General features: G+C 68.0%; 23 protein-coding genes. 11 read left to right on the top strand and 12 right to left on the bottom strand.

Features of this window, described 5'->3' with window-relative positions; translation table 11 throughout:
• The first annotated feature begins 245 nt into the window (after positions 1 to 245).
• Positions 246 to 1,154 carry a C40 family peptidase gene (locus ACQP1O_RS38740; RefSeq protein WP_433563269.1) on the top strand — a complete coding sequence of 303 codons (909 nt, stop codon included), beginning with the start codon at positions 246 to 248 and terminating at the stop codon, positions 1,152 to 1,154.
• Here ACQP1O_RS38740 and ACQP1O_RS38735 read toward each other — a convergent pair whose 3' ends face one another.
• On the bottom strand, positions 1,155 to 2,603 hold the full coding sequence (locus ACQP1O_RS38735; RefSeq protein WP_433563268.1) for a family 20 glycosylhydrolase: 1,449 nt from the start codon (positions 2,601 to 2,603) through the stop codon (positions 1,155 to 1,157). It lies immediately after the preceding gene.
• A 212-nt stretch (positions 2,604 to 2,815) separates the two neighbouring features.
• Here ACQP1O_RS38735 and ACQP1O_RS38730 point away from each other — a divergent pair, with 212 nt between their 5' ends.
• Positions 2,816 to 3,766: an SMP-30/gluconolactonase/LRE family protein gene (locus ACQP1O_RS38730; protein ID WP_433563267.1), complete on the top strand. Its 951-nt coding sequence runs from the start codon at positions 2,816 to 2,818 to the stop codon at positions 3,764 to 3,766.
• Here the strand turns inward: ACQP1O_RS38730 and ACQP1O_RS38725 are convergent.
• Positions 3,715 to 4,368: a TetR family transcriptional regulator gene (locus tag ACQP1O_RS38725; protein ID WP_433563266.1), complete on the bottom strand. Its 654-nt coding sequence runs from the start codon at positions 4,366 to 4,368 to the stop codon at positions 3,715 to 3,717. The two genes, ACQP1O_RS38730 and ACQP1O_RS38725, sit on opposite strands and share 52 nt — an antisense overlap.
• Positions 4,369 to 4,500: 132 nt before the next feature.
• Here ACQP1O_RS38725 and ACQP1O_RS38720 point away from each other — a divergent pair, with 132 nt between their 5' ends.
• Together ACQP1O_RS38720 and ACQP1O_RS38715 are read left to right on the top strand one after the other, a co-directional pair.
• A complete protein-coding gene (locus ACQP1O_RS38720) occupies positions 4,501 to 5,583 on the top strand; it encodes a substrate-binding domain-containing protein (RefSeq protein WP_433563265.1) in 1,083 nt (360 codons plus the stop codon).
• Positions 5,584 to 5,662: 79 nt separating this feature from the next.
• Positions 5,663 to 5,953 carry a hypothetical protein gene (locus ACQP1O_RS38715; protein ID WP_433563264.1) on the top strand — a complete coding sequence of 97 codons (291 nt, stop codon included), beginning with the start codon at positions 5,663 to 5,665 and terminating at the stop codon, positions 5,951 to 5,953.
• Positions 5,954 to 5,982: 29 nt separating this feature from the next.
• Here the strand turns inward: ACQP1O_RS38715 and ACQP1O_RS38710 are convergent, their stop codons facing one another.
• Both ACQP1O_RS38710 and ACQP1O_RS38705 read right to left on the bottom strand, forming a co-directional pair.
• The gene (locus ACQP1O_RS38710) at positions 5,983 to 6,246 is read right to left on the bottom strand and encodes a hypothetical protein (RefSeq protein ID WP_433563263.1); all 264 of its coding nucleotides are present in this window, start codon (positions 6,244 to 6,246) and stop codon (positions 5,983 to 5,985) included.
• A 53-nt stretch (positions 6,247 to 6,299) separates the two neighbouring features.
• Complete coding sequence (locus ACQP1O_RS38705; RefSeq protein WP_433563262.1) at positions 6,300 to 7,175, bottom strand: alpha/beta fold hydrolase; 876 nt, start codon at positions 7,173 to 7,175, stop codon at positions 6,300 to 6,302.
• 190 nt (positions 7,176 to 7,365) lie between these two features.
• Between ACQP1O_RS38705 and ACQP1O_RS38700 the strand changes: the two genes are divergently transcribed.
• A complete protein-coding gene (locus tag ACQP1O_RS38700; RefSeq protein WP_379387505.1) occupies positions 7,366 to 8,322 on the top strand; it encodes an undecaprenyl-diphosphate phosphatase in 957 nt (318 codons plus the stop codon).
• Between the two features lie 92 nt (positions 8,323 to 8,414).
• On the opposite strand, the gene ACQP1O_RS38695 is transcribed toward ACQP1O_RS38700, so the two are convergent.
• From ACQP1O_RS38695 to ACQP1O_RS38685, 3 genes are all read right to left on the bottom strand, one after another.
• The gene (locus tag ACQP1O_RS38695; RefSeq protein ID WP_433563261.1) at positions 8,415 to 10,067 is read right to left on the bottom strand and encodes a cutinase family protein; all 1,653 of its coding nucleotides are present in this window, start codon (positions 10,065 to 10,067) and stop codon (positions 8,415 to 8,417) included.
• Positions 10,068 to 10,313: 246 nt separating this feature from the next.
• Positions 10,314 to 11,414 carry a hypothetical protein gene (locus ACQP1O_RS38690; protein WP_433563260.1) on the bottom strand — a complete coding sequence of 367 codons (1,101 nt, stop codon included), beginning with the start codon at positions 11,412 to 11,414 and terminating at the stop codon, positions 10,314 to 10,316.
• A 115-nt stretch (positions 11,415 to 11,529) separates the two neighbouring features.
• On the bottom strand, positions 11,530 to 12,933 hold the full coding sequence (locus tag ACQP1O_RS38685) for a lipase family protein (RefSeq protein WP_433563259.1): 1,404 nt from the start codon (positions 12,931 to 12,933) through the stop codon (positions 11,530 to 11,532).
• 186 nt (positions 12,934 to 13,119) lie between these two features.
• Between ACQP1O_RS38685 and ACQP1O_RS38680 the strand changes: the two genes are divergently transcribed.
• Positions 13,120 to 13,938: an SDR family oxidoreductase gene (locus ACQP1O_RS38680; protein ID WP_433563258.1), complete on the top strand. Its 819-nt coding sequence runs from the start codon at positions 13,120 to 13,122 to the stop codon at positions 13,936 to 13,938.
• 189 nt (positions 13,939 to 14,127) lie between these two features.
• Entirely contained in the window at positions 14,128 to 14,673 is a 546-nt protein-coding gene (locus tag ACQP1O_RS38675; RefSeq protein WP_433563257.1) for a DUF4822 domain-containing protein, read from the top strand.
• 93 nt (positions 14,674 to 14,766) lie between these two features.
• Here the strand turns inward: ACQP1O_RS38675 and ACQP1O_RS38670 are convergent, their stop codons facing one another.
• The 4 genes from ACQP1O_RS38670 to ACQP1O_RS38655 all read right to left on the bottom strand — a co-directional run bounded on the left by ACQP1O_RS38670 (position 14,767) and on the right by ACQP1O_RS38655 (position 19,343).
• Positions 14,767 to 15,615: an alpha/beta fold hydrolase gene (locus tag ACQP1O_RS38670; protein WP_433567935.1), complete on the bottom strand. Its 849-nt coding sequence runs from the start codon at positions 15,613 to 15,615 to the stop codon at positions 14,767 to 14,769.
• Positions 15,616 to 15,623: 8 nt separating this feature from the next.
• The gene (locus tag ACQP1O_RS38665) at positions 15,624 to 16,076 is read right to left on the bottom strand and encodes a MaoC family dehydratase (protein ID WP_433563256.1); all 453 of its coding nucleotides are present in this window, start codon (positions 16,074 to 16,076) and stop codon (positions 15,624 to 15,626) included.
• 10 nt (positions 16,077 to 16,086) lie between these two features.
• Entirely contained in the window at positions 16,087 to 17,796 is a 1,710-nt protein-coding gene (locus ACQP1O_RS38660) for a PHA/PHB synthase family protein (RefSeq protein ID WP_433563255.1), read from the bottom strand.
• Between the two features lie 131 nt (positions 17,797 to 17,927).
• A complete protein-coding gene (locus tag ACQP1O_RS38655; protein ID WP_433563254.1) occupies positions 17,928 to 19,343 on the bottom strand; it encodes a PucR family transcriptional regulator in 1,416 nt (471 codons plus the stop codon).
• 28 nt (positions 19,344 to 19,371) lie between these two features.
• On the opposite strand from ACQP1O_RS38655, the gene ACQP1O_RS38650 reads away from it, so the two are divergent.
• The 3 genes from ACQP1O_RS38650 to ACQP1O_RS38640 are packed head-to-tail and all read left to right on the top strand — an operon-like array spanning position 19,372 to position 24,093.
• On the top strand, positions 19,372 to 20,829 hold the full coding sequence (locus ACQP1O_RS38650) for a class I adenylate-forming enzyme family protein (protein ID WP_433563253.1): 1,458 nt from the start codon (positions 19,372 to 19,374) through the stop codon (positions 20,827 to 20,829).
• A 31-nt stretch (positions 20,830 to 20,860) separates the two neighbouring features.
• Positions 20,861 to 22,678 (top strand): DUF3556 domain-containing protein, encoded by a 1,818-nt coding sequence (locus ACQP1O_RS38645; RefSeq protein WP_433563252.1) that lies wholly within the window; start codon positions 20,861 to 20,863, stop codon positions 22,676 to 22,678.
• Positions 22,675 to 24,093, top strand: a complete 1,419-nt coding sequence (locus ACQP1O_RS38640; protein WP_433563251.1) for a phytoene desaturase family protein — start codon at positions 22,675 to 22,677, stop codon at positions 24,091 to 24,093. Before ACQP1O_RS38645 ends, ACQP1O_RS38640 begins: the two co-directional genes overlap by 4 nt.
• 18 nt (positions 24,094 to 24,111) lie before the next feature.
• On the opposite strand, the gene ACQP1O_RS38635 is transcribed toward ACQP1O_RS38640, so the two are convergent.
• On the bottom strand, positions 24,112 to 24,807 hold the full coding sequence (locus tag ACQP1O_RS38635) for a TetR/AcrR family transcriptional regulator (protein ID WP_433563250.1): 696 nt from the start codon (positions 24,805 to 24,807) through the stop codon (positions 24,112 to 24,114).
• Positions 24,808 to 24,901: 94 nt separating this feature from the next.
• On the opposite strand from ACQP1O_RS38635, the gene ACQP1O_RS38630 reads away from it, so the two are divergent.
• Positions 24,902 to 26,011, top strand: a complete 1,110-nt coding sequence (locus ACQP1O_RS38630; protein WP_433563249.1) for a hypothetical protein — start codon at positions 24,902 to 24,904, stop codon at positions 26,009 to 26,011.
• The last annotated feature ends 8 nt before the right edge of the window (positions 26,012 to 26,019 follow it).

Raw genomic sequence — 26,019 nt, 5'->3', positions numbered from 1 at the left:
GGTCGCGCGCCCAGGCTCGTGAAGGCTCGCGCGATGTCATCGAATTCGCCGAAAATCGGCCGTGTCCAATTGGACACAGCCGTGAATGGTTACTGTTTCGTTATCGATAACACGCATGTCACTCATTGCACCCTGTGCAATTCCGGCGAAATATGCACTCTCGGATCTGCTGCAGGACCGAAGAGTTCGAGTGTGATGGACGGATACCGAATAGCTTTCACGGCTTGATCGGAGGACGACCGCTCATGGAAACCAACGGTGATAGACAGAAGGTTCGAGTGCTACCGCGGCTGAGCCTGCGGGCCCTGGCGACAGGAGTCCTCGGCGCGGCAGCCGTCGGAGCGGCCCTGCTGTTCACGGCGGGCCAGGCGCACGCAGCGTCGGTCTCGGTCCCCGGTATCGGGGAGATCGAGATTCCCACCGAGATCGCGATTCCCACGGAGATCGCGACCCAGTTCGGCCTCGCTTCCGTGCCGAGTGTGGACATCGCGCCGCCGGGTGTGGATATCGCGCCGCAGCCCGCGGTCGGCGAGACCTCCGCCGTCGGCGTGCCGGATGCCTCGCGCATGGTCGGGATTCCGGGACACATCACTATCGCCCCGGCCGACCCGGTGCCGGATCAGGTTCTGGTCCAGGCGCCTTCGCCCGAGGGGCTGCACCTGGCGATCCCGGCTCCGGAATCCCGCTCGGTGGTGGTAGCCGGTTTCGGCACCATCGCGGTGCCCAGCAGCCTGCCCCCGCTGGTCGGAATCCCCGGCGTGACCGATCCCGCGGCGCCCCGCGCGCCGGTACCCGCGGCCATGCCGAAGAAGACCGTCGGCGAACGCGCCGCCGAGGCCGCCCGCACCAAGCTCGGCGCGAGTTACAGCATGGGCGGTACCGGCCCGGACTCCTTCGACTGCTCGGGTTTGGTGCAGTGGTCGTATCGTGAGGCCGGAGTCGAAGTGCCGCGCACCAGTTATTCGCAGTTGGCCGCCGGAACGCCGGTGTCGGTGGACGATCTGCAACCGGGTGATCTGGTCTCCTATTACGGCGGCGAACATTCGGCGCTGTATCTCGGTGACGGAAAGGTCATCCACGCCAGCGATTACGGATCCGGTGTGAAGGTCTCACCGCTGACCACCATGCCGATGGCCGGAGCCAGACGCTTCTGATCAGGACCACCCGACCGCGGACGCGCGGCCGAGGAAGTCCGGATACCCGATCCCGCCGGTGCCCGCCCACAACTGCTGGGCCATGACCGGCAGCCGGACCCGCAGCGGAGCGACGATCTGCTCCGGAGTAAGGGCGGCAGGATCATCGCACCACAGGAAGAGCATGGAGCCACGCAATAGCGGGCGATCGGAGTCGGGCAGCCGCTGTCCGTTCACGAAAAGCCCGGGGTCCCAGGCCCACAGCAGTTCCGGCGGAGCATTGAGCGCCGCGGCCGGCCCGCCGGTCGTGAAGTACGTGGGCGTGAAGGCCGCATTGAGGACGGGATGCCCGTCCCGGGTGAAGTCGGCGGGTGTACGACCGCCGGGCAGCCATGGCAACCCACCGGCGCCGGCCGACCAGTATTGCACCACCAGTTCGGGTTTCTGTGCCAGGACACCCGGATGGTCGAAGCCGTCGTTCCAAGCCTGCGACGTCCTACCGAGCGATTCGACGAGATCCACGGCCCAGTTGGCGAAGTCGATGATGGGGTCGCCGGGTACGGCTCCCGGGCCGAAAGTCCGTGTGGCGTAGTCACCCAGCTGGGAATAGCGCGTGTAGGCGGAGATGTACTCGTCACAGCCCAGGTGCCAGTCGCGCCCGGGGAACAGGGGTACGAACTCGTGCAGGATATCGCTGATCAACTGGTGGGCACCGGGATTGGTGAGATCGATCTTGCCGCCGGCACCGCCGCCGATCGCACTGTCCAGCACCGCGTCCTGCGGTGTGGTGCGGGCCGGGCGCAGGACCAGGTCCTGATGCTGGGCCAGGATGGCGTTCATATGGCTGGGCATGTCGATTTCCGGCACGATCTCGATGCCGAAAGACCTTGCATGGGAGAAAATTTCACGAATGTCGTCGGCGCTGTAGTGCTCGGGCGAGGTGATCTCCGGGTGGGTGACGCTCGCCGGCCGGACACCCTGCGAGTCCGACAGGTGCAGCTGCACCAGGTTCATCCGAAGGTACGCGGCGTCGCGGATGTGGGCCTTCACCCGGACGACGGGAAAGAACTCGCGCCCGGTGTCGAGCATGAGCCCGCGATCGCTGTAGTCCGGCCGGTCCTCGGCGATGCCGCGGGGCAGAGTACTGGTCTGCCGCAGCCATTGCAGGGCGGTCTGGGTGCCGTGCACGAAGCCTATCGGGCTGTCGGCGGTGGTGAGCCGGTCGGTGACTGCGATGCGATACGACTCCGCGGCCGGGTCGCCGATGTCGTCTGTGCGCAGCACGATATCGCCCGGACCGTCGCTACCGGTGGCCGATGAGATCGGTTTTCCGGCCCGGATCAGGTCCTCGGCAAGGTGTTCCGCGATTTCGGCGGAACGGGTGTCGGCGATAATTCGGGGCTCGGAGCCGAGAACGAATCCAGGAGTATCCGATCCGGTCGGCGTCCAATGCTGAATACTCGGAATCATTACTGGAAGTTGTTGTGCTGCAACAGCATCCGCGTGACAATGGACATTTGAACGAAGGTCCAGGAGGTTGCCGGCGCGAGACCGGCGGCTAGGCGGCGGAAATGGCGACTGGGGCGAATCGAAGTCCCGGGCACGGCCACAATCGAACCCTCCGAACATCTGATACGTCATACGATGCAGAGATTTACCGGCCGACATGGACGAGGTGCGACATGGGGATCAGGAAATCTGCTGCGCTCGCCTGCGCGATGCTCGCCTGCACGGCGCTGTCGTGTTTCGCCGCGGCGCCGGCCTCGGCCGCGCCGGTCTGTCCGGGCGCGGGACAGCCGACCGCTGTGGTGGCCTCGCTGCCGGGCGCCGCGCTCGAGGGACTGACCATCGACCCCGCCGGGCGGGCGTTCGTCACCGATCTGGTCAGCGGGCAGGTCTTCCGTATCGACGCACCGGGTGCGCCCGCGGTGCCGATCGCCAAGGTGCCCAGCGGTGGCGCGGGCGCGCTGGCCTGGCTGCCGGACGGCCGGCTGCTGGTCGGCTACGGCGCGGATCCCCGGGTGTTCGTGGGTGATGCGTTGCGGCAGGCCGGGATCGTGACCGTCGACCCGGACACCGGGGCCGTGGGTCCCTTCGCGACGGGCCTTTCGGCGTCCGATGGCATGGACGTGGCGCAGGACGGAACCGTCTATACCACCAATGATTTCGGATCCCTGGTGGGCCGGGTGTACCCGAACGGCGTGGTGCAGCCGAACTGGGCGAGCTTCCCCAGTGCCAATGGCGCGGTGCTCGACCGGGACGACTCGTACCTCTACGTGTCGCGCACCTTCGTGAACCCGGGCGTGAGCCGGATCCCCACCAATGCCCCGGGGGCCCCGCAGTCGCTGCTGGACCTGTCCGGCGGTGACTTGCTCGCCGCGCCCGACGGGCTGACGCTGGATTCGCTGGAACGCCCGGTGTTGCCGTTCAATTCGTCCGGCCAGGTGGTCCGTATCGACGCTCCGGGGCAGTACTGCGTGCTCGGCTCCGGACCGCAGCTGACCAGTGAGGTGCAGTACGGCCGTGGCGGCCAGGGCTTCTCGGCCGGGCGGCTGTTCGGCATCACCTTCAGCGGGATGGTCTACGAGATCCCCGGCGGCTTCGACCCGGATGCCCGGACCGCCGCGCTCTGACCGACGGGTTCGGTCAGCAGCCCGACGATCATGGCGATGATGCTGTCCCGGGCGTCGGCGCGCTCGGCCGCGGTGGGCAGGTCCTGGCGTTCGTAGTCGGCGAGCAGGGCGAACATGACGGTGGTCATGGCCTGCAGCCGGTACCGGCGTTGCGCCGGGGTGAGTTCGGGCATGGCGCGGTAAAGCCGCGCCACCAGGACTCGTGTTGCGGCCCAGCGCTTTTCGTGAAGATTCGGTCCGGTCACGGCGGGATGTGCACGTGCCTGCTCGAGGAATCGCGCGTAGTGCGTCGACCCCTCGGCGTAGGGCACGTCGAACATGGGCCGCACCAGAATGGCGACCAGCGCGGCCACGCTGTCCGGCGCGCCCGTGGCCTCGTGTTCGGCCAGCAGAGCGGTGCGCCGGGATTCCAGTGCCGGTTGATGCCGTTCGATGATGGCTGCGATGAGCCCGTCCCGGGATCCGAAGTGGTAGTGCACCGCGGAGTTGTTGCGCTGTCCCGCCGCCACCGCGATATCGCGCAGGGCCACATCCGGTCCGCGTTCGGCGATGGTGCGCTCACCGGCGAGCAGGATCAGCTCGCGCGCGTCAGGACTGTTCACCGGGGTCACTATAGGGCGAGGCCGGGCTGTAGCGGTTTCCCGGTTCGCGGCGAAACGGTACTATCGTGCCCTTTCGGCATGTACCGCCCCGTACCGGGTGGACGCAGGCAGCGATGACGGTGGTGATGTTCGATGACGCGACGGGATTTCCGGTCGCGCCGGGCCACGGTGGACCTCGCGCTGGTGGTGCCGCTGAGCGGTCCCGCGGGCATCTTCGGGCCGTCCTGTGAGGCCTGTGCGACGCTCGCCGTGGAGGACATCAATGCCGTCGGCGGCATTCTGGGCCGGCCGGTCCGGCTGCACACGGTGGATGCCGGCGCGCCGCTGCCGGTGCTGGCCGCGCAGATCGACCGGATGGTGAGCCTGGGCATGATCGACGGGGTGGTCGGCTGGCACCTGTCCAATGCTCGCAAGGTGATCACGCCGCACACCGCGGGCCGGGTGCCCTACGTCTACACCACCTTCTACGAGGGCGGCGAGGATTCCGACGGCGTCTACATGGTGGGGGAGACGCCCGACCAGCAATTGTTCCCCGCGCTGCGCTGGTTACGCTCCGAACTGGGGGTGCGGCGCTGGTGCGTCGTCGGCAACGACTACGTATGGCCGCGTGAAACTGCCAGGGCCACTTGGGAATTCGCGCGCGGCACCGATATCGAGGTGGTCGGCGAGGTGTTCGTCCCGCTGGGCGGCCGCGATTTCACCGCCGCCCTGAACCTGATCCGGCGCTCGCCCGCGCAGGGGGTGCTGGTGTTCATGGTGGGCGCGGACTGCGCGGCCTTCAACCGGGCGTTCGCGGCGGCCGGGCTGGACGACGGGCGGCTGCGGCTGAGCATGATGATCGGCGAGGACGTGTTGTACGCGGGCGGTCCGGACAGCGCGCGCGGATTGTTCACGGCCTGTGGCTATTTCGAGAGTCTGGTGTCGCGCGAGGGCATGGCGTTCGGCGGCCGTTACACGGCCCGTTTCGGGCAGTTGGCCCCGGCGCTGAACAATATCGGCGAATCCTGCTACGAGGGCCTGCTGCTGTTCGCCTCGCTGGCGGAGGCGGCGCGCAGCCTGGATGTGCGGGTCATCGAGCGCGAAGCGACGCGGGTGAGTTACGGGGGTCCGCGCGGCGAGGTGCGGGTGCGCGGGGCGCACACGACACAGCCGGTGTACCTGGCGGGGACGGATGTCATGGACTTCAGCGTGATCGCCGATCTGACCGGGCGCTGAATCGGTTGTCCTCGTCCGCCGTTCGCCCCTCGGGGGGGTTGTTCGAACGAGGGTGAACGCTACGTTGCGTCCCGCGACGGTGTCCGCAGCCGTCGGCTACCTGCAGGAGCAGGCGCTGATCCGGCGGGACCGGGATCCGGGCAGTCGACGCGACCGCTATGTGATCGACGAATCCACCTGGTATCGCGCCACTCTCGCGGGTGCGCGCACCAATGAGCGGCTGGCCGCCACGGCGCGCGACGGCGCCGACGCGCTGGGTTCGGCCACGCCCGCCGGGGTGCGGCTGCTGGGCATGAGCGAGCATCTCGAGCGGGTGGGCCTGGATTTGGTCCGCTCCGCCGAACGTCGGCGCGCACACCTGGCTCGGTGAGCCGCAATCGAATCCGGCCCGGTGCCTGCCTACAGCGCGGGTGCTCCGGGTGGTGAGCCGCGAAATGGATTCGCGACGGCAATTCCCGGGAATCTGCGGTGAATGCGATCCACATACCGGCGCACCGTGGCGAGTTCGGCACTGATCGACTGCCGGGCTTCGTGGGTGGGAGCGGTCTGCAATCGCCGGGTCAGTTTGACTACATGCCTTTCCAATTCGTCCAGGAAGATGCGGGCCTGAGCCAACTCGGGATCCTCGCCGACGTCGGGATTGTCGAATCCCCTGTACTGCATATCGCGGAAGTATTCCACGCAGCCGGGCTCCGCGTCGCGCAAATGGATTGCGTCTAGGCCGAATTCGCGGCGCGCAGGAATGCGTGCGCCGCATCGAATACCCCGGCGGGGTTTTCGAGCTGCGGCCAGTGCCCGATCCGATCCAGGCTCACCACATCCGGGTCGGCGACCAGTTCGCGGTAGCGGGCCACCATGTGGGCGCCGGAGTTCGGGTCGAGCGGGCCGTTGATCAGCCGCATCGGAATCTCCTTGCGTAGCAGCGGCTCGACCCAGCGGTCGCGGTAGGTGGTGCGCTCAGCTACGAAGCGACCGACCAGATGATTGACGTAGCGGCCGTTGCCGTAGAACAGCACCTCCTGCAGTGTCCGCATCTCGTCGTCGGTGGGTTTGGTGTCCGGGCCGAACACCTCGCGCACCGCCGGCGCGATGACCGCGCCGGTCATGAGTGGGCCCACCAGATGACCGAGTGGTGTGCCCAGCAGCTTCTGCACCAGGCGCGGGCGATACGCCTCCACGAACAGCCCGCCGTTGAGGAACACCACGGCCCGGATGTCGGCCGCCGCGGTGCCGTCGAGGCGGCGGGCCAGCAGCTCCTGTGCCACGCTCACGCCGAGATCGTGTGCCAGCAGCAGAGTTTCGCCGATGCCGAGTTGTCGCAACAGGGCCTCGTGCATATCGGCGTGTTCGAGCACGCTGTAGTGGTGGCGGATGGGCTTGTCGGAGAAGCCCATCCCGAGCATGTCGGGCGCGATGACGTCGTAATGGGCGGTCAGGTCCGGCCAGATGCGATGCCAGTCGTAGGAATTGAAGGGATAGCCGTGGATCAAGAGCAGCGTCGGTCCCTTCCCCTCCCGGATGTAGAAGATCCGATGCCCGTCGAAGTCGAAGTAGCTCCCCCGCGACATCCACTCCGTGAGTTCCGCTCGCATTTTCGTCTCCCGCCCTTGGCTGCCGGTATACCGATCGTTCTCATCCTGCCGCATCCTCCGCCGATCCACCACGTGTGCGCACGCCGACACCGCATCGAGTAGCCTCGCCAAGCGAGCTGCCCCGGCGCGATCACACAATGCCCGTGTATCGGCCCGGGGTGTTCGGATCCCCGCACCGCCCCCGACAGGAATTCGAATGGCCATCAGTTACCTGGAATCGATCATCGTCGGAGCGCTCCAGGGGGTGAGTGAGCTCTTCCCGGTGTCCAGCCTGGGCCACAGCATTCTGCTGCCCGCCTGGGTCGGCGGTAAATGGGCCGACGATCTGAGCATGTCCGCCAAGGACTCCCCGTATCTGGCGCTGCTGGTGGCCATGCACGTCGCCACCGCGCTCGCCCTCGTGATCTTCTTCTGGCGGGACTGGGTGCGCATCGTTCAGGGGCTGTGGGATGTGGTGCTGACACGCCAAATACGTACGCCCGAAGCGAGATTGGGCGTATTGCTGGTCATCGCCACGATTCCGGTGGGCCTGGCCGGACTGCTGCTGGAGAAGGCGGTCCGCAACTATCTCGGCACGCCGGTTCCGACGTCGATCTTCCTGGCGATCAACGGCTTCGTGCTGTTGTCGGCCGAGCTCATGCGCAAGCGTGAGCACGAACCCGAGTTCCAGCTCGCCAGCCCCACCGGCCGCACCGGCGACCTCTCCATGGAGGACACCGTCGTGCTCCCCATGACCGATCCGGCCCGCGCCTCCGATGTCCGGCTGTCCCGCCTCGGCATGCGCGACGCGACCCTGATCGGCGCCGCGCAGATCGCCGCCCTCTTCCCCGGGATCAGCCGCTCCGGCAGCACCATCGTCGCGGGCCTGTTCAAGGGCATGCGCCACGAGGATGCCGCCCGCTTCGCCTTCCTGCTGGCCACGCCGGTGATCCTGGCGGCGGGCGTGCTGAAGATGCCGGAGCTCTTCAAGCACGAGAACCACGCCATCCTCGGCCCGGCCTTCGCGGGCAGTGTGGTCGCGGGCGTCCTCTCCTATATCTCGGTCAAGTTCCTCACGGCCTACTTCGAGACCAAGACCCTGACCCCGTTCGCCATCTACTGCCTGGTCGCGGGCCTCGGCAGCCTGGTCTGGTTCACCATCCGCTGAGCCGGAACCGGCGAGTTCCTTCGGAAACGAGCATGCGCTGGGGCGTCACCCTTTCCGGGTGTGCCCCAGCGCATGCTCGTTTCGCCGGTGGATCAGTGGGTGGGAGTGGTGGTCGGCGGTGTCGTGGTGGTCACCGGGGGAGTGGTGGTGACCGGAACCGTCGTGGTGGTCACCGGCGGGGTGGTCGTGACCGGAGGCGTGGTCGTCGCCGGGGTGGCCGCGTCCGGGGTGACCGTGGTGGTCGGAGGCGTCGTAGTCGTGGTGGCGGGCGTCGTCGTGGCCGGCGTGGTGGTTCCGGCGGCCGGTGTCGTGGAACCGGTTGCGGGAGTGGTGGTTCCGGACGTGGCGCTCTTCGGCGCCGCGGCCAGCACGTTGGGGGCCGTGGTGGTGGTCGAGGTCAGCGTCTTCGGGTTCAGCTGGCCCGCCTGGGCCTCCTTGGCGAGCTCGGTGAGCCACGCGGCGGCGTACTCCGCGGAGGTCAGGGGCTTGCCGTTGTCCGGGTTGGAATCCCGCCAGTAGTCGAAGTGGTGACCGGTGCCGTTGGGGCCGAGGGTCAGGTTGTACGGGTCGTTCAGGAGCACCGGGATGGTGTTCTGGTTGGTGGTGATCAGACCGACGACCTCGTTGAAGACCTTCTGCGGCAGGTACGCCAGTGGCGACATGGTCTCGGCCTGGATGGAATCCGCGGCCACCGGGGTCGGGTTGTCCTGATTCGGTTTGTAGCCCGGCTGCGACACCTTGAGCAGGACGTCGAGGAAGGTCTCCTTGCTCGACCACCAGCCCGGGTCGTGCGCGATATCGGCGAAGGCGTCACCGGCGATCTTTCCCAGCACCACCGCGACATCAATGCCCGTGGTGGGGGTGAGGCCGTCGCTCTGCATCTGGTCGGCATTGATCTGGCGGCCGACATTGATGGCCAGCTGGAGCAGCGAGATGTTCTTCGGCGCGGCGCAGGTGAGGTCGCCGTCGGAGCAGAAGGAGGCGATCCGGCCGTTCAGCGCGCCGAAGTCACCGGACTGGTCCGGCAGCGCGCCCTGGCCGCCGGCGACGTCCTTGCCGGTCTGATAGCTCTGGTTGAAGTTGTCGGGATGACTGGGGTCCTTCGCGCCCGGGAACGGGCCCTCACCCGCCGTCCGGCCCGAGTCGGCGAGAATGACGACACCGGCCACATTGCCCGGATCGACGATCCCGTACTTGCCGTCCGCCCCGGCGCTCTGGTGCCCGACGTCCATGGCGACCCGGCGCGCGACATCCGCGCCCTCGCTGTAGCCCACGATGGCGTACTTGGTGTTGGGGCAGGCCGCGGAGATGTCGCGCATCACCTGCTCGGTATTGGCGACACCGGTGTTCACGGCGTCCTCGTAGCTGTTCAGGTTCGCCGGATAGGAGACGTACACGGCCCAGTACGAGTTGGAGTCGACCGACCCGCCGGGCGCGTTCACCACCGGATCCACCCAGTGGCTCTGGTAATCGTCCGACAGGGCCGCGGGCAGCTCGTTGCCATTGGCGTCGACCAGCATCTTCGTGGTGCCCTGCTGCGGCGAGTCGTTGCGCCCGGCCACCGAGATGGTCACCATGTCGTGACATTCCGTGACCGAGGCCTTCAGCGCCGGATCGGCCTGCTTCGAGTCCGGCGACGACGTGATCGCGAACGTCGCCGCGACCGCTACTGCCACGCCCAGCGTCGCCGGCGCGGCCACCGCCGACGCGATCTTATGTCGTTTCATGAAGCCACGAATATCCATGCCCGAATCCCCATCTCACCCCGACAAGTGAACTGTCAGGCCCTGCGCGCATCCGGGCCGTCTACCACCGGAGACGTCGTCACAGGAGATCCGAACGTTACTTGATCGAATGATTCGTTACCGCACCAGGACCCGGACCATGCCCTTCGCAGGGGCTGGAACAGCGAAAACGCGGTCACCCGCACCCGTTCCGGCGGACCGGTCGAGTGCGGGTGACGGGTGTGATCCCGGCGTTACCGGATGGGACTAGGGCGCGTAGCGGAGGATGGCCGCCGCGTGCGCGCCGTCGGGAATGTCGTCGCCGCGGACGGCCAGCACGCGGCCATTGGAAAGGAGCACGCGCCTCGAGATTTCGTCGAGGACGCCCGGGGCCTCGCCGTCGCCGGTGGCGGCGGCGAGTGCGCCGTCCTCGGCCACGGTGCCGGGAACAGACGCGTCGATATCGACGAAGAGGGTGTGCACGACGCCGTAGGTGGCGGCGCGGGCGATGTCGGAGAGATCGATGACGCCGCGGCCGTCGCTGCGGCGCTTCTCGAATTCGCCTCGGACATCGGCCAATTCGGCGGCGTAGTGCTGATCGAGCAGCTGCCGGGCGCGGGCCGCGAGGTCGCCGTCGGAGAGGTGCTCGGGATTGCCGGGAATGCCCTCGGCCAGCAGCAGCGGGTAGCTGTCGACCGACCGGTACATCGAATCCGTCGGTTCGGCGGCAGCCAGGATGAGCGGGATGTCGTGACCGGCCAGCACCGGCCGCAGCGCCTGGTCCACGGCCCGGCAGAACTGCCGCACCCGTACCTTGCGGCCCTCACTGCCCTGTAGGCGGCCGTGCGGGCTGCGGCCCAGTGGCGGCAGATCCAGGTACTTGTTCAGATCGGTCGGGAGTCCGGCGACCGCCACCTCCCCGGCCGGGCCCTCGGCCGCGACCTCCACCAGCCGCACCGCGTTCTCGGAGAGGGCCAGCACGAAAGCGGTTTGCGGGAAGGTCACTGCCCGCAGCAGCGGCTTGATGTAGAAGCGGTCGCCGAGGGTGGCGCTGGGTTCGAGCCGATTCGGCAGGCGGTAGGTGCGCATGCCCTCGGGAGTGGCGTGCACGGCCAGGGTGCGGGACTGGAAGCGCCAGTACTCCTCGTCGTCGATGAGGTCGGCGCAGGCGTCGGTCAGCGCGATCCGGGCCTGCTTGTCGGTGACCCGGTCGAGTACCTCTTTCACCTGGTTCTCGAAGGTCACCCGGTTCTTGTCCGGGGTCGGGGTGTCCGCCTCGGTCGGGGTGTAGACGGATACGCACCACGGTCCGGTGGCCGACGCCAGCGCCAGAATCTCGCCGTGCGTGGGGATATCTGTATGCAGCATGCTCACCCTCCACGGAGTCGATTTCTTCTGCCCAGTCCAAGGTAGCTGACACGTTGCTGTATCTGGACTGGGCCCGCATTGCCGACGTCGGCCGGGCTCCGATGGGCCGGGTCGGTCAGGCTCCGATCGGCTTGCCGAAGAAGGAGGCAAGGGTCTCGCCCAGGGTGTCGCCGAGGGTCTGCAGCTCACCGGGTGTGCCGAGCATGGACGGCATGTCGGTGGTGGAGCAACCCGGTTGCGCCGCAACGCCGTTCAGTCGATCGAACAGCCACATGAGAGCGGCGGGGCCGCCGGTGACCTCGGCCATGACGTGCTCGCTGGCCCAGTCCCGGGTATAGGCCACCTGTGCCTCGGGATGCTGGCAATAGGTGTCGACCAGCTGGTTGGTCGAGGGCAGCGGGAGGATCTCGTCCCAGCGCGAGTGCCAGATGAACAGCGGCATATCGGGCAGGCTCTTGCCCAGGCGGGTGTCCTCGAGCATGGCCTGCACCGCCGGTTCCTGCAGCGGGTCGGGCGAATTGATCATGCCGGTGATGTTCAGGAACGGCAGCAGCGCCGTCTGGTACTGCACACAGAACGGGGCCTTCACCGCGCGCAGCAGCTGCCCGAGCGGATTGAGCTTCTGATCGAGCAGGGCGTTGAAGTCCGGATATTCGCGCGACAGACCCAGCACCGCGCCGAGCACCAGGCCCGCGGTTGCCTGGTTGTCGGCCATGAGGAGGGCCGCGCCCAGATCCGCGCCGGTGCCACCGGACGCCGCGCCGACGATATTCAGTTCCGGCGCATAGGTTTTGCGCAATTCGGCGGCGTGCATGGTGGGAATGGATCCACCCGAATAGCCGTAGAGGGCTACCGGCGCGCCCGCGCCGACCTCGAGGGGTGCGAAGGACGTGGCCGCGCGAATGCCGTCGAGGGTGATGCGGCCGCCCAGCGGACCCGCCGCATAGGCTGAATTCGGGCCCTCGTGATCGGGGATCACCACCGCGTCGCCCTTCTGTAGCGCGGACTGCGCGAACAGGAACTCGGCGGGCGCGACGATCTGCCCGACGAACGGCGCGGCCGAAAGATGTTGCAGCGCATAGGACGGGCTGCAGTAGCCCGCGGTCGAGTCTTCCGCGATCTGTACCGAGAGCAGCTTGCGCGGCGCCGGCGCGACCCCGCGCGGCTTGATGAGGGTGGCCACCGCGGGGATCGCCTCGTCGCGACCGTTGCTGGATCGGTAGGAGACCTGCCAGGCATCCACATTGAGCGGGATCAGGCCGAGGTTGGCGAGGTTGACCCGCCGGGCCGCGATGATCTCACCGGGCGCCGCGGCCGCGACCACGTCGGCGGGTGGCTGGTAGAAGCCCGGGTCGAGTTCCGGTGGCAGCGGCAGGATCTGCGCCGGCTGAATCGAGGGCAGGACGGGCGCGGCGGGATCGGCCGGCGCCGGTCCCGCGGTCAGTCCCGTCATCACCAGCGCACTGATGGACACCGTCCCGAGTCGCAGTAACCGGCCGGTCAATCGCCTGGTCTTCATCGATCCACTTCCTCACCCTGAATCCCCACTTGTGAGACTGCATAGTCTCAATATTGCGGAGCTCACTTTGCCACGGATGTGACCCGGCTCGCAATATGCACGCGTGGCGGAATCGGCACATCTATCCAGGGTCGACGGCCTCGACCCTTGCTTGGAGTGCACTCCAGCTGTCTAGGGTCGGAGAACATGAGCAAAGTGTGGTTCATTACCGGTGTATCAAGGGGTTTCGGGCGGGAATGGGCGCTCGCCGCACTGGAGCGAGGGAATCGGGTCGCGGGTACAGCACGCGATCTGGGCACCCTCGACGAGCTGGTTGCCAAGTATCCGGAGACCTTCCTGGCGCTGCGGCTCGACGTCACCGATCGCGCGGCCGATTTCGCTGCCGTGCGGCAGGCGGCCGACCATTTCGGACGGCTCGACATCGTCGTGAACAATGCCGGCTACGGCCAGTTCGGCATGATCGAAGAGCTCACCGAGCAGGAGCTCCGGGATCAGTTGGAGACCAATGTGTTCGGCGCGGTGTGGGTGACCCAGGCCGCGCTGCCCATCCTGCGCGCCCAGGGCAACGGGCACATCCTGCAGGTCTCCAGCATCGGCGGCATCTCCGCCTTCCAGAACCTGGGCGCCTACCACGCCTCGAAGTGGGCACTCGAGGGCCTGTCCCAGTCCCTGGCCCAGGAGGTCGCGCCCTTCGGTATTCACGTGACCCTCATCGAGCCGGGCGGCTTCGACACCGACTGGGCCGGTCCGTCCTCGCGGCACGCCAGCCCGAATCCCGCCTATGACGGCGCCCGTGCGGCCCGCGCCGCCCAGCGTTCGTCGGTCCGCCGTGGTGACCCGGGCGCCACCGGTGAGGCCATTCTCGCCGTCGTCGACGCCGACGAGCCTCCGCTGCGCATCTTCCTCGGCGAGGTTCCGCTGGCCATCGCCACCGCGGACTACGAATCGCGCTTGGAGACCTGGCGTAAGTGGCAGCCGATTTCGGTTGCCGCCCAGGGCAACTGAGTCGACGAACCCGACCCGGCCGGTCAGGCGGACGGACTCGTTCTCCGGGGGTGGATCTCCGGTGGGGCCCGGCCACTGACCGGCCGGGTTCTTGCATGGCTCCCGACGCCTCAGACCTCGCCGCGCGGTGCAGGCTTGCCAGCGTTTCGCCGAGCGGAGTCTCGCCGCCGGATAACTACAGTGAGTCCGATGACAGGTAAAGAGATGACGAGAAAGATCGCGACTCTTGCCGTGGCCCTCGCGGCGGTCGGCCTGCTCGGCGCCTGCAGTAGCAACAGCAGCGAGCCGATCCCGACCACCACCACCACCTCCGCCGCGGCGCCCACCTCGGCATCTGCGGCGGTCACGCCGGGCTCGCCCGCCGCCATGCTGGCCGCCACGCCCTGGGAGACCACCTCCGCGACCGACGCCCACGGTACCGCGGTCCCCCTCACCGACGACAATGTCAAAAACTACGTGGGCTTCGCCTACTTCGAGTCCGATGGCACCTTCACGATGTTCAACCTCGACGACACCCCGAAAATGCACGGCGACTGGTCCGTCTCCCCGGATGGCAGAACTCGCACCATCGTCGCGAAAAATGATGCGGGCCAAGCACAATTCACCCGCGTGGTCGACATCGTGACCTTGAACGACAAAGACTTCACCTACCGCGTCTATCCCACGGCCGATGACAAGACCGTCTACTTCGACATCATCCACACGCCCACGACCCACCCCGAACCCACCAAGTGATCCGTCGCTCCGCCAGACGAATGCCGCCCGCGTCATCTCCTGATGCCGCGGGCGGTGCGGTCTATTCGCACCGCTGTGTGCCCTGTCGGGATGTCATTGCCGCCCAACAATTCCCGCGCCGGTCCGCCGGGTCGGGTTTGCGCGGAAGGATTCGATGACCGGGGCCAGCCCGGGAGCATTGGTGATCACGTCGACGTGTCCGCCCGCGTGCAGGTGCACGGTCGCATGCGGCAGCAGGCGTGCCATGAGACGCGCATTGGCGACCGGGACGATGGGATCGTCGGTACCGGCCACGATCAGGGTGCGCTGGCGGATGAGCGGCAGGGCGAACAGGCTGGTCCATATCGATCCCGCCAGCAGTTGATGCAGATAGCCGACGCGCGAACCCGCCATCAGCTGCCGGTCGAACAGCTGCGCGACCCGAGCGGAATCCGAGCGAGCGGTGCCGCCGTAGAGGTCGCCGGCGATCCGGGCGGCGTACTCGTGGTCGAGGAAGCGGCGCGGCGTGAGCATTTTCAGCAGGGTGCGCGGCCGGCCGGGGACCATGAGCGCGCCGGTGCCGGTGGAGGCCAGGATGAGGGCGCGGCATCGGCGTGGATGCTGGAAGGCGAACTGCTGGGCCAGCGCGCCACCCCAGGAGAGGCCGAGGACATCGACCTGCCCGTGGATGCCGAGCTTGCGCAGCAACTCGCCCAGTACCGCGGCGAGATACGGAAACCCGTACGGCAGCGGCGAATCGGGCGAGCCGCCGGTGCCCGGCACATCGAACCGCACCACGGTGGTCCGGGGGTCGAGGGCGGCGACCAGCGGATCGAGCACCTCGAACGCGGCCCCGATCCCGTTGCACAGCACCAGCGGAACACCCTCGCCCCAGTGCACCCGGACCCGAATCTGTTGTCCCAGTACGGGAATGAGCCGCTGCTCGACGTCGTCGGCGGGCATCGGCGTGCTCACGGGTAGAGCACCACGACGTCGGCGACGCAGGCGGGGCGGTTGCCGCCGTCGATCTCGTAGGTGAGGCCGAACACCGCCTCGACGCCGGAGGTCTTCCGCTGGGCGGCATTCAGCGTCACCACCGCCCGAATCTTGGACCCCACCGGCACCGGCGCGGGGAAGCGCACCTTGTTCAGGCCGTAGTTCAGCGCCGCGGTGAGGTCGCGGATCTCGAGGACGTCGGCGATCATCACCGGCGCCAGCGAGAGCGTGAGATAGCCGTGCGCGATGGTGCCGTGGAAGGGCCCGTCGGCCGCCCGCCGCGGATCGGTGTGGATCCATTGGTGATCGCCGGTGGCGTCCGCGAACAGCTGCACCTGTGGCTGGGTGATCTCGATCCACTCGGTGGTACCGAGCTGCTGTCCGGTCAGGCCGATCAGATCGGCGGGCGAGTCGAGTCGTGTTGTCATGGTATGCCTTTCAGTGAGTGAGCACGTAGGTGCCGGGGGCCGGGGCCTGTGCCGGCAGATCGGTGGCGCCGAGTGTCGCCGGTGCGTCCCTGACCGGTCCGCTGCGTTCGGCGAGCCAGTGTGCGAAGTCGGGCCACCACGAATCGGCTTGCTGCGCGGCGTTGTCCACCCATGCGGCCGGATCGGCGTCGTCGGGCGCGCCGACGCGATAGGCGGCCTTCGGATTTCCGGGCGGATTCACCAGCGCGGCGATATGACCACTGGTGGACAACACGAATCGGCAATCCTTGCTGCCCAGCAGCCGGGCGCTGCGATAGCAGGCCTGCCACGGCGAGATATGGTCGGCGAGCCCGGCCACCACGTAGGTGTCCACGGTCACCCGCGACAGGTCCACGGGCGTGCCGAGCATGTGCACCCCTCCGGGGACGGTGAGCGAGTTGTGCACACCCATCAGCACCATGTCGCGGTGCAGGGCGGCGGTCATGCGCGTGGTGTCGGCATTCCAGAACAGCACGTCGAAGGGTGCGGGTGCGCGGCCCTGCAGATAGTTGTTGACCCAGTACCGCCACACCAGATCGGTGGGCCGCAGCCAGGCGAACACCTCCGCCAGTGCGCGGCCGTCCAGGTAGCCCCGGCGCTGGGAGACCGCGATGGCCGTCTTGGCGGTCTCCTCGTCGATGGCGGCCGCGGCGAATCCGGCGCGGGCCTGGTCGAGAACGGTCACCATCAGGGTCAGCCCGGCCAGCCGGTGATCCTGCCCGATCTCGGTGAGGTGGGCCGCGGTCATGGCCGCCAGAATGCCGCCGGAGCACGACGCCTGCAGGTGGGTGCGCTCGGAACCGGTGATCGTCTCGACGGCGCCCAACGCGTCGAGGATGGCCCGGCCGTAGGTATCGAAGCCCCAATCACGTTGCGCAGCAGAGGGATTACGCCACGATATGGCGAACACCTGCTGGCCCTGCGACAGGAAGTACTCGATCATGCTGCGGTGCGGCGCGATATCCATGATGTAGTACTTGTTGATCACCGGCGGCACCATGAGCAAGGGGACCGTATGCACCCGCGGGGTCTGCGGCGCGTACTGGATGAGCTCGAAGATCTCGGTGCGCAGCACCACCGAGCCCGGCGTGACCGCGACGTTCTCGCCCACCGTGAAGGCGTTCGGCTCCACCATGGCGGGAACCCGGGGCGCTCGGGCCATATCACCGACGAAGCGTCGCAGCCCGCGCACCGCGCTCACCCCGCCGGTGTCGACCAGTGCCTTCCAGCCCAGCGGATTGAGCAGCGGATTGTTGCTCGGTGACACCCCTTCGAGGACATTGTCGATCACGAAGCGCATCCACTGCTCGTCCTTCCAATCCAGGTGCGCATCGGTGAGCAGTTCCTCGGCGGTGTCACTGGCGGCCAGATACGCCTGCATGCTGCGCTTCAGGATCGGATTGCTCTGCCAGGCCGGATCGGCGAAGCGCTTGTCGGCCTTGGCCGGAGCCCGTGCGGATCGTCCGCGCGCGATATCCGTCAGCTCGTGCCGCAGCGCCGATACCCGCTTGCCCACCACACCGGGCCGCCGGGCCAGGTGCACGGCCAGCCGGCTCCAGGAATTGTTGGGCAGCATCCGGCGGCCGATGCCGACTGCCGAGCCGGTCAGCAGTAGATCCAGTGGCGCGGCCAGTTCGTCCGCCTGTGCGGGTTCGGCGGCGTGGTCGGAATTGGTCACCATGAGTCACTCCTCGTGGAGTCGGGGGAATTCATGGCGAGAAAGGTAGGCCGCCGGCGCGCCGCTGCCATTGTGTCGCGGAGACGAAGATGAGTCCGGGTCTTGTCCTCCGCGTGCGGCAGCCGCTCGCGATCTCAGCCCTGCGGACGCAGCACTGTCGGGCCGTACCAGTGGCAGGCCAGCAGGGCGAGCTCGACATCGAGCCGATCGTCGGCGATCGGCCGGCCGCGGCGCTCGATGGCCCGGCCGACGCGGTACTTCACGGAATTGAAATGCAGATCCAGTTCACCGGCCGCCGCCTTGAAACTCGAACCGCTGCACAGGAATACGCGCAAGGTCTCGCGCAGGCGTTCGTCATTGCCGGTGTCGCAGGCCAGATTTCCCAGCACCTCGCCCACCCACTCGCGGGTTTCGCCGAGATCGCTGCCCAGTAGCGCCGCCGCCGCGAGACCCGGTTCCGAAGCGGCCAGCAGCGGATTCGGCAGTCCACGGGCGAGCGCTACACCGTGGGCTCGCTCGGCCTGCCGATGGGACGCCCGGAAGCCGGCGAGGCCGGGCTGGGCCGGACCGATGGCGATACCGGGCGGGCCGGACTCGGCCGAGACCCGGGCCCGAATGCGCGCGACCGGATCGCCGGGATCCGCGCGATAGGGCAGCCAGGCCCACGCACTGGCCGGATCGGTGGCGACGAACAGGGGATTCGCCTCCACGGCCAGCTCCTGCCCGAGCTCACGGACGAACTGCTGCAGACGGGGGATCTCGTCGTCCTCGGAGTCCGAATACCAGAGCACCAGCGCCACGTGATGCCAGCGCAGTGGATACCGGAGGGCGGTGGACACGGCGTCCGCGTCGACGGTCTTGCGGCTGGTCAGCAATTCGCGGACGCGTAGCGCGCGCAGGCTGTTCCGGCTCTCCAGCCACCGCTCGCGCTCGTCGTCGTAGATCAGCACGACTTGCTCGGTGATGCGGTCGATGTATTCGAACATGATCGCCGTGATGCGCTCGATGGCGGTGACACGCTCGGCCGCCGGAATGTCCATGGTGTGCAGCTCGGTGAACACTATCTCGGTCATCCGGCGCTGCCCGAGCCGATAGGCCCGCACCAGTGCATTGACCGGAATACCTTGCTGTGCAAGGCGTCTGGCGTACTCGACGGCCGCGCCGGGGGCCTGGATGCGGTCCACCGGAATGTCATGGCGCATGGCGTGCAGCAGGGTGTCCACATTGGCTTCGACGCTCGCGCCGAGCAGGTCCACCGTGCGGGTATCGCCACGCAGCACGACGATGTCGTCCTCCAGCGCGTCGCGAATGGCGGCGCTCACCTGCGTCACCCTGGCGTTCAACCGGGCGGCGATCGCTTCCACATAGCGGCCCACCGCGACATCCCCGTCGCGCCGCGCAACCGTCACCCCTCCACGGTAGATCCGGGACCGCGCGGCGGCGGCGGCGGATTCGCCGAGCGGGTTGTCTCCCGGAGACAAATACTGCCCGGAAGTTCGTTCACACGCGACGGTGGCCCGGGGGTCGCCGATTTCTACCGTGTTCGCCATCACTTTTCCTCCCGCAAGGACATAACTCATGAACCTCCCGGCACTACCCGATCGCAGGGCCGCCGCCCGCCCGACCGCCGCGGCCCTCGCCGACGACTGGGCCGATCTCGACAACACCCGGTTCCTCGCGGCGGTGCAGCGGGCCGCCGCGACCCTGCGCGGCCACGGTGTCGGCGCGGGCGACGTGGTCGCGGTGCGGCTGCCCAATACCGCGGACCTGGTGGTGACGCTGTTCGCCGCGTGGCGGCTGGGCGCGGTGGTCACACCGGTGAATCCGGCGCTGGTCGCCGACGAGGTCGCCTTTCAGGTGGCTGACGCCGGCGCCAAGGCGATGGTCACCGATGCACCGTTCGATGGCCCCGGGTGCGCGGTCGTCCCGCTGGGCGAGCTGCTCGCGGGCCCTGGCATCGACGTCGAGCCGATCGACGCGGACCCCGGCGCGCCGGCCCTGCTCGTCTACACCAGCGGCACCACCGGGCGGCCCAAGGGGGTCATGCTCGACCACGCCAACCTGCTGGCCATGTGCGGCATGGTCATCGACGCGCTGGACCTCAACGAGAGCGACCACAGCCTGCTCGTCCTGCCGCTGTTCCACGTCAACGGGATCGTGGTGAGCGTGCTGTCCCCGCTGCTGGCGGGCGGCCGCACCACCGTCGCGGGCCGGTTCGACGCGGGCAGCTTCTTCGACCGGATCGAAAAGGCCCGGCCCACATACTTCTCCGCCGTGCCGACCATCTACGCCATGCTGGCCGATCGGCCCGCGGACGTACATCCGGCCCCCTCGTCGGTGCGCTTCGGCATCTGCGGGGCCGCCCCGGCGAGCATCGGGGTGCTGGCGAAATTCGAGGCCCGCTACGGCATCCCGGTCGTGGAGGGCTACGGCCTGTCCGAGGGCACGTGTGCCAGCACGCTCAATCCGGTGGCCGGACACCGTAAGCCGGGCACCGTCGGTCTGCCGCTGCCGGGCCAGCGCATCCGCATCCTCGGTCCGGACGGCGACGACGCACCGGTGGGGGAGGCCGGCGAGGTCCTGATCTCCGGCCCGAATGTCATGCGTGGCTACCTGAATCGGCCCGAGGCCACCGCGGCCACCGTGGTGGACGGCTGGCTGCACACCGGCGATATCGGGCGGCTGGACGAGGACGGCTATCTGGTCCTGGTGGACCGGGCCAAGGACATGATCATCCGCGGCGGCGAGAACATCTACCCCAAGGAGATCGAGACCGTCGTCTACCAGCTGCCAGAGATCGCCGAAGCGGCCGTCGTGGGCCGGCCCGATTCGGTCTACGGCGAACAGCCGATCCTGTTCGCCGCTCTCACCGCCGGCGCCGTACTGGATGCCGACGGCATTCGTGAGCATGCCCGCCGGGGACTGGCGAAATACAAACTGCCGGTAGCCATCTCGATTCTCGACCAGCTGCCGAAGAACGCGGTCGGCAAGATCGACAAACCCGCGCTGCGCCGACTCGACGCGCAAACGCATTGATTCCCAGCATTTTTCATCAAGGAGCATCGTCATGGGATTCATCGAACCCGATCTGCCCGCCGTGGAGCCCGAGCACTTCCTGCGGCTGCCGCTCATGGAGCGCATGCGGATCCTGGCCGTCAACTGGGCCGAACACGGCTTCGGCTCGCCGCGCATGGTGCACACGATCTACATCCTGAAACTGATCGTGCTGTACGCCCTCGGCGGCATCGTCGTCGCCACCACCACCTCGCACCTGCCCGCGTTCTGGCATGTGAGCCAGTGGTGGAACCAGCCGATCGTCTACCAGAAGGTCATCCTGTGGACCGTCCTGCTGGAGAGCATCGGCATCGCCGGCTCGTGGGGTCCGTTGGCGGGCAAGGTGAAACCCATGACCGGCGGCATCCGGTTCTGGGCGCGACCGCGCACCATCCGGCTGCGGCCGTGGACCTGGGTGCCGTTCACCGCGGGCGACCGGCGCGGCTGGTTCGACATCACGCTGTACGCCGCCCTGCTGGTGAGCGTGGCGGTCGCGCTGTTCTCGCCTGGCGTGCACAGTGATTCGCTGTCGGCGGTGGTACCGGGCAACACCTCCGGCCTGGTGAATCCGGCGCTGCTCATCGCGCCGATCGTGCTGCTCGTCCTGAACGGGTTGCGGGACAAGACTATTTTCCTGGCGGCCCGTGGCGAACAGTATCTGCCCGCGCTGTTCTTCTTCGCGGTGCTGCCCTTCGTCGACATGATCATCGCGCTGAAACTGCTCATCGTCGTCGTGTGGGTGGGCGCGGGTGTGTCCAAGTTCGGCAAGCACTTCGCTCAGGTGGTGCCGCCCATGGTGAGCAACAGCCCGTCGGTGCCGTTCACCTGGTTCAAACGCGCGCACTACCGGGAGTTCCCGCGCGATCTGCGCCCGTCCCGCGTCGCCGATGTGATGGCGCACGTCGGCGGCACCACGGTCGAGGTGATCACGCCGCTGGTGCTGCTGTTCTCCACCAACCGCTGGCTCACCCTGGCGGCCGTCGCGGTGATGGTGATCTTCCACCTGTTCATCGTGTCGACCTTCCCGCTGGCGGTGCCGCTGGAATGGAACGTGCTCTTCGCCTACGCGACGGTGTTCCTGTTCCTGGGCTTCCCGAACTGGCACGGCTACGGCGTCTTCGACATCTCCTCGCCCTGGCTGGCGCTCGGATTGATCGCCGGACTGCTGGTCTTCCCGATTCTCGGCAATTTCCGGCCGGACAAGGTGTCGTTCCTGCCGTCCATGCGGCAGTACGCCGGCAACTGGGCCTCCGCGGTGTGGGCCTTCGCCCCCGGCGCGGAGGGCAAACTGGATGGGGTGACACGCTCCGCCAAGAACCAGGTCGACCAGTTCGTCGAATTCGGCTACGAGCCGGCGTGGGCCGAGGTGACCATGCAGCAGGTCGTCGCCTGGCGCACCATGCACAGCCAGGGCCGCGGCCTGTTCTCGGTGCTGCTGAAGAATCTGCCCGATATCGATGCCCGCTCCGTGCGCGAGGGCGAATTCCTCTGCAACTCGGTGATCGGCTTCAACTTCGGCGACGGGCACCTGCACGATGCGGACTTCATCGCCGCCGTACAGCGCGAAGCCCGCTTCGAACCGGGCGAGGCGATCGTCGTGTGGGTGGAATCGCAGGCGTGGGGCAGCAAGGTGCAGCACTACCAGGTCATCGACGCCGCGCTCGGGGTGATCGAGCGGGGCACCTGGAAGGTCGCCGACGCCGTGGCGGAACAGCCGTGGCTGCCCAACGGCCCGATCCCGCTGGCGGTCACCTGGACCCGGCCGCACCCAGAAGTGCCCGGCTCGGCGGAGATTCGCGACCAGCAGCATGGTCACGGAGCGCTGGCATGACCACCGCGACCGTCGTCGGCGGCGGGCCCAATGGACTCGCCGCCGCCGTGGCCCTCGCGCGGGCGGGCGTGCGGGTCACCGTGCTGGAGGCCGACCAGGAGATCGGCGGCGGCACCCGCAGCGTGGAGGCCATCGTTCCCGGACTGCTGCACGATCACTGCTCGGCGGTCCACCCAATGGCCGCGGGCTCGCCGTTCCTGCGTGAACTCGGACTCGATCGATACGGATTGTCCTGGCGCACACCGGAGATCGACTGTGTTCACCCCCTCGCCGACGGCCGGGCCGGCGTCCTGCACCGGTCGATCGAGCGCACCGCCGCCGGACTCGGCCGCGACGGGCAGCGGTGGACGTCGCTGTTCGGCGCGCCCGCCGCCCGCTACGACGCCCTGGCCGAGGACATCCTGCGACCCCTGCTGCGGGTGCCCCGGCACCCACTGACTCTGGCCCGCTTCGGCGCACCGACCCCGCTGCCCGCCTCGACGCTGGCCCGGATCTTCCGGACCGAGGAGGCGCGGGCGCTGTTCGGAGGTGTTGCGGCGCATGCCTTCCGGCCGCTGCACCTGCCGATGACCGCGGCCATCGGCCTGGGCATCCTCACCGCCGGGCACCGCTACGGGTGGCCCGTGGCGGCCGGTGGCTCGCGGGCCATCGCCGACGCCCTGGCGGCCCTGCTCGCCGACCTCGGCGGCAAGATCGAAACCGGCGTCCGGATCGAGACGGCCGCCCAATTGCCGCAGGCCGACCTCATCATGTTCGATCTGGCCCCGGAATCGGTGGCCGAGATCCTCGGCGACCGGCTGCCGTCGCGAATCTCCCACGCGTACCGGCGATTCCGGCGCGGACCGGGTGCGTTCAAGGTCGACTTCGCGGTCGCGGAGGGTGTGCCCTGGACCAATCCGGACGCCCGCCGCGCCGGGACCGTCCATCTGGGCGGTCCGTTCGCCGAGGTCGCGGCGGCGGAGCGCGACATTCATGCCGGTCGGCTGCCCGAGCGACCGTTCGTCCTGGTCGGCCAGCAATATCTGGCCGACCCGCAACGCTCCGTGGGCGATGTCCACCCCGTGTGGGCCTACGCGCATGTCCCGCACGGCTATACCGGCGACGCCACCGAGGCGATCATCGGGCGCATCGAGCAGTTCGCTCCCGGCTTCCGTGACCGCATCATCGGCTACACCGTCAGCCCGACCACCGAATTCGCCATCCACAACCCGAACTTCACGGGCGGCGACATCATGACCGGAGCCAAGGACATCCGCCAGCTCATCTTCGGCCCACGAATCGCCCTGTCTCCGTATGCGATCGGGATTCCAGGTATGTACATCTGTTCCGCCGCAACCCCACCCGGCCCGGGTGCCCACGGCATGTGCGGCGCCAATGCCGCCGAGGCAGCCCTGGCTCATCTCGGATCCGTGTGAGGGCTGCGCCTTCGCCGGCTACCGGGAGTTCCGCGTCGAACCGTCGATGCGGGCGATGACCGCGTCGAGCGCCAGGTCGATCGTGTAGTCGAATTCCTCCTGCTTGTCGAATCGCGCCAGGTGGGGAGCGGCTTCCGCGACCGCGGGCAGTCCCGACTGTTCGAGCGTGGCCTGGCGCGCGGCGATCCCGGCGATATCGCTGGTTCCGTAGGTGGGGCCGGCGTTGACTTCGCGCAGCAGGGTGCCGATGAGGGCGGCCACCATCGTCCGCATCAGATGGACCGCCTCCCGCGGGTCGCAGCCTGCGGCGAGAAGTACGTCCAAGACGGCCTGGACCGGTGCCAGACCCTCCACCGATGCCAATTGCCGCGTGAGCACCAGCGCGGCGGCCGCGGGATGCAGCAGGGCCCGATCGCGGAACGCCTCCGCGATGGCCCGCAGGTCACCACGGAGATCACCGCGACGGGCGGGCAGCTCGATCGAGCCCAGCAGATGCTCGGCCACCGCATCGAGCAGCCCGTCCTTGCCGTCCACGTAGTTGTACAGGCTCTTCGGGTCGACACCGAGCACACGCGCGACCGCTCGCATCCCGACGGCGTCGATGCCGTCTCCGTCGATCACCGTGAGGGTCGCTGCGACGATCCCCGCCCGGGTGAGCTGGCCGGACCCTTTCGGGGGGCGTCCCCGGCGTGTCGAGGGGGCTGGGCTGGTCATGCGGCCATTCTGCCTCACACCCTTGATTAAATCCACACTGTGGGTATATTGTCACGACCAAATAAAACCCACGCTGTGGATATTGGAGTCCGGCATGCGTTTCCCCTGGGGCACTTCCGATGTGGTCGACCTACCGACCGTTGGAACCCGTATCGACACTGTCACCGATCTCGCGCACGTCGAGGGCGGTCCGGGCGCGCGGCTCCGGGTCGCTCGTGAACAGGCACACGCGTTCCGTCGCGAATTCGCGGGCACCGGCACCCCCGACAGCATCACCACCTGCGATCTGGTGACCCTGCCGTACCCGACGCGGTTCGGTCTGTTCCGCGCCTCGCGGGCGATTGCGCCGTTCCTGTCGATCACCAACCGGATGCTCGTGATCCGCTGGCACGATTCCGACGGACGCCCCCGCACCCTGCTGTTCGAGCCCTCCGACGTCGAACTCGGCCGCTACACACCGTATTTCGACAATCTCTCCCAGCGGACCCCGGCGATGATCGAGCGGCGTATGGTCGCCGAACACGGCACGGTGCTGGGCCATCTGTCGCACCTGGGTATCGCGCGCGACGAGGTCGACTATCTGATGTTCGACCACCTCCACACCCAGGACCTGCGGCGCTGGATCGGGACCACCGTCCATCAGACCGACCTCGACACCACACCTGCGGCGATCTTCCCCAACGCCAAGGTCATCGTTCAACGCGACGAACTCGCGGGCATGGCCGAGCTGCATCCGCTGCAGCGGCCGTGGTACCAGCCCGCCGCCTACCGGGATGTTCCCGCCGAGGCGTTCCTGCCCATCGAGGGCTCGGTCGTCCTCGGGCCCGGTGTCGCCGTGATCAAGACTCCCGGGCACGTGTTCGGCAATCAGAGCCTGGTGGTCAACACCTCGACCGGGATCTGGGTCAGTAGCGAGAACGTGATCGCGGCGGAGGCACTCACCCCGGAACACTCCCGATTGCCGGGTGTGGCGCGGTGGGCGCGGGAATGGGGACAGGAGATCGTGCTCAACGCCAACACCATGGAAACCACCGCCGACCAGTACAACTCGATCATCCTCGAGAAGACGCTGGCCGACCGCAGCCAGGCCGACCCACGCTTCCTGCAGTTCTTCCCCTCCAGCGAACTCACCGGCGTGTGGACCAACCCTGGTACCCACCCCACCTTCCACCACGGCCACCTCACCCATGGCCCTCAGCGTTGAGGAGAGAC

This window comes from Nocardia sp. CA-151230 (genome assembly GCF_050942175.1).
GTDB lineage: Bacteria > Actinomycetota > Actinomycetes > Mycobacteriales > Mycobacteriaceae > Nocardia.
This window is presented reverse-complemented; position numbering and strand designations above follow the sequence as displayed.

What these genes read in the sequence shown, in the direction of transcription:
- ACQP1O_RS38705 (WP_433563262.1), bottom strand. Translation starts at nt 7,175, where the DNA reads ATGCGAGCGGAACTCACGGAGTGGATGTCGCGGGGGAGCTACTTCGAC.
- ACQP1O_RS38665 (WP_433563256.1), bottom strand. Translation starts at nt 16,076, where the DNA reads ATGACAACACGACTCGACTCGCCCGCCGATCTGATCGGCCTGACCGGA.
- ACQP1O_RS38655 (WP_433563254.1), bottom strand. Translation starts at nt 19,343, where the DNA reads ATGGCGAACACGGTAGAAATCGGCGACCCCCGGGCCACCGTCGCGTGT.
- ACQP1O_RS38680 (WP_433563258.1), top strand. Translation starts at nt 13,120, where the DNA reads ATGAGCAAAGTGTGGTTCATTACCGGTGTATCAAGGGGTTTCGGGCGG.
- ACQP1O_RS38650 (WP_433563253.1), top strand. Translation starts at nt 19,372, where the DNA reads ATGAACCTCCCGGCACTACCCGATCGCAGGGCCGCCGCCCGCCCGACC.
- ACQP1O_RS38640 (WP_433563251.1), top strand. Translation starts at nt 22,675, where the DNA reads ATGACCACCGCGACCGTCGTCGGCGGCGGGCCCAATGGACTCGCCGCC.
- ACQP1O_RS38695 (WP_433563261.1), bottom strand. Translation starts at nt 10,067, where the DNA reads ATGGATATTCGTGGCTTCATGAAACGACATAAGATCGCGTCGGCGGTG.
- ACQP1O_RS38740 (WP_433563269.1), top strand. Translation starts at nt 246, where the DNA reads ATGGAAACCAACGGTGATAGACAGAAGGTTCGAGTGCTACCGCGGCTG.
- ACQP1O_RS38670 (WP_433567935.1), bottom strand. Translation starts at nt 15,615, where the DNA reads ATGCCCGCCGACGACGTCGAGCAGCGGCTCATTCCCGTACTGGGACAA.
- ACQP1O_RS38660 (WP_433563255.1), bottom strand. Translation starts at nt 17,796, where the DNA reads ATGGTGACCAATTCCGACCACGCCGCCGAACCCGCACAGGCGGACGAA.
- ACQP1O_RS38690 (WP_433563260.1), bottom strand. Translation starts at nt 11,414, where the DNA reads ATGCTGCATACAGATATCCCCACGCACGGCGAGATTCTGGCGCTGGCG.
- ACQP1O_RS38630 (WP_433563249.1), top strand. Translation starts at nt 24,902, where the DNA reads ATGCGTTTCCCCTGGGGCACTTCCGATGTGGTCGACCTACCGACCGTT.
- ACQP1O_RS38730 (WP_433563267.1), top strand. Translation starts at nt 2,816, where the DNA reads ATGGGGATCAGGAAATCTGCTGCGCTCGCCTGCGCGATGCTCGCCTGC.
- ACQP1O_RS38710 (WP_433563263.1), bottom strand. Translation starts at nt 6,246, where the DNA reads ATGCAGTACAGGGGATTCGACAATCCCGACGTCGGCGAGGATCCCGAG.
- ACQP1O_RS38720 (WP_433563265.1), top strand. Translation starts at nt 4,501, where the DNA reads ATGACGCGACGGGATTTCCGGTCGCGCCGGGCCACGGTGGACCTCGCG.
- ACQP1O_RS38685 (WP_433563259.1), bottom strand. Translation starts at nt 12,933, where the DNA reads ATGAAGACCAGGCGATTGACCGGCCGGTTACTGCGACTCGGGACGGTG.
- ACQP1O_RS38675 (WP_433563257.1), top strand. Translation starts at nt 14,128, where the DNA reads ATGACAGGTAAAGAGATGACGAGAAAGATCGCGACTCTTGCCGTGGCC.
- ACQP1O_RS38635 (WP_433563250.1), bottom strand. Translation starts at nt 24,807, where the DNA reads ATGACCAGCCCAGCCCCCTCGACACGCCGGGGACGCCCCCCGAAAGGG.
- ACQP1O_RS38735 (WP_433563268.1), bottom strand. Translation starts at nt 2,603, where the DNA reads ATGATTCCGAGTATTCAGCATTGGACGCCGACCGGATCGGATACTCCT.
- ACQP1O_RS38645 (WP_433563252.1), top strand. Translation starts at nt 20,861, where the DNA reads ATGGGATTCATCGAACCCGATCTGCCCGCCGTGGAGCCCGAGCACTTC.